The sequence below is a fragment of the Sphingobacterium populi genome (genome assembly GCF_001586775.1).
Classification (GTDB): Bacteria; Bacteroidota; Bacteroidia; order Sphingobacteriales; family Sphingobacteriaceae; genus Sphingobacterium; species Sphingobacterium populi.
In genome coordinates, this window is record NZ_LQXS01000015.1 from 1 (window position 1) to 1,787 (window position 1,787).

Below are 1,787 nucleotides of genomic sequence, written 5' to 3' on the forward strand. Positions count from 1 at the left end.
GGTGTTTTAATGATTTATTTTGGCTAATGTAGGTTTAAATTTTTAATAAAATCAAATATTATATGATTAAATCATAAAAAAACATATTTTTGATAGAAATAAATAAAAAAAACATGGAAAAATCAGTAAAAACACTTTTTATAATCGGATCTGGACCGGGAGATCCCGATTTTTTGACTATAAAAGCGTACAACACCTTAAAAAGATCCAAAGTAGCACTGTTTGACAACCTTGTTAGTCAAGAAATACTTGATTTATGCCCAGAAGATTGCAAAAAAGTATACGTAGGCAAGCATCCTTATGGCAAATACGTTCCACAGGAAGATATTAACACCCTAATAAGTTATTATTGCAATCGATTTTCCACAGTTGTGCGTTTAAAAGGAGGCGATCCTTATATTTTCGGACGAGGATTTGAAGAATGGCTGCACGCCAAAAGCTTGGGAATAACCGTAGAGTATATTCCGGGAATCAGTAGCATGCAAGGCGCGGGCAGTAACTCGATTCCTCTTACTCATCGCGGCGTAAGCGAGGGCGTCTGGGCCTTGACAGGAATGAAAAACAATGGAGAAATGGCGGCAGATCTGATGCTCGCAGCACAAAGCAACTCCACCGTAATCATCTATATGGGCATGCGAAAACTAACTGAAATAGCGCGAACGTATGTATTATATGGTAAAGGCGATACTCCTGCAGCTATTATACAGTATGCCACGCGCCCTAATCAAAAGATAGCAACTTGCTCGGTCAAAGATTTACAAAAAACGAGTCAACAACACGAAATGGCTCACCCTGCCATTATTGTAATTGGACATGTGGTTAATCTACAGCATACAATCTATAACAGCTTAATTCAAGCTCATAAAATAGTTATTTAGTCAAATTGAATGTATGATACATTCATTTGTGGTATTTAGCGAACCGTTAAAAGATATAAAGGAGCTTAATAATTTTCGAGATTAAGATAATTATATTCAGATGCTTGTTAACTTAGTCCACATAGCAGAATTAGATCGTAACAACTAAAGTGTGCATTGAAATAATTAAGTGCTGCTAAAAGACTGATTTAATCCTTTAGCGATCTAAACAGTTCAAGATCATGATTGTTAAGTGTGACATATTAAGGGCATGTATTTTAAGATTTTGTAATCTCAAAAAATGAAGTAAAATAGAAATTTAGTCGGCAGAACAATAACTGCACATAAAATTTTAGGTTATTCCGTATTTGACATTTTAATTCTAATAGCGTTACAAATTAAAATTGGTTAAGATAAGAGGATTTTAACGATATCTTAGTCAATAACCTCCAATAGTTTCAACAGTTCAGTAATTACCATATTGTCTTCTGGAGGAGTAGGTGCCATTGCTTCAATGTCCTCTCGGTATACTGGTCCATACGAACCCGTGAGCGTAATATTTTGATTATTCATGTTGTTCATAGGCTTGAGGATGTATAATTCAAATCGCCAGTCTGATTTCTTTTGATCCACTCGTTTTATAGCAAACACATTATTGTAAGGAGAATTGCCCAGCCTTTCATCCAGTATCTCAACAAAACCATCAGTTTGTCGAAGAATTTCCTCTTTACTATCATTCCCAAAACCTGAAGAACAACTTAATGTACGATATGCTGTTACAAGATGGTTGCTCACGTTCCAAGACCAATTAATGTCGTAGTAAAACCTGTAAGGTGGTATGGGATAAGAACCGATGTTAGTGAATGAAGAATGATTCAACGTATAATCTTGTTGTAGATTATTCAATAAGGTGTTAATATCCGCCTCCGT

2 protein-coding genes are annotated in these 1,787 nt (G+C 35.4%); one reads left to right on the forward strand and one right to left on the reverse strand.

The window, feature by feature from the left end; all coding sequences use genetic code 11:
• Positions 1 to 113: 113 nt before the first annotated feature.
• On the forward strand, positions 114 to 878 hold the full coding sequence (gene cobA, locus A0125_RS15160; RefSeq protein ID WP_066758292.1) for a uroporphyrinogen-III C-methyltransferase: 765 nt from the start codon (positions 114 to 116) through the stop codon (positions 876 to 878).
• A gap of 414 nt (positions 879 to 1,292) precedes the next feature.
• Here cobA and A0125_RS16260 read toward each other — a convergent pair.
• Positions 1,293 to 1,787, reverse strand: a 495-nt coding sequence (locus A0125_RS16260) for a hypothetical protein (protein WP_231863250.1), incomplete at its 5' end; no start/stop codon positions are given.

Bases quoted from the DNA above. Each gene is read 5' to 3' on its own strand.
- cobA (WP_066758292.1), top strand. From the start codon at position 114: ATGGAAAAATCAGTAAAAACACTTTTTATAATCGGATCTGGACCGGGA.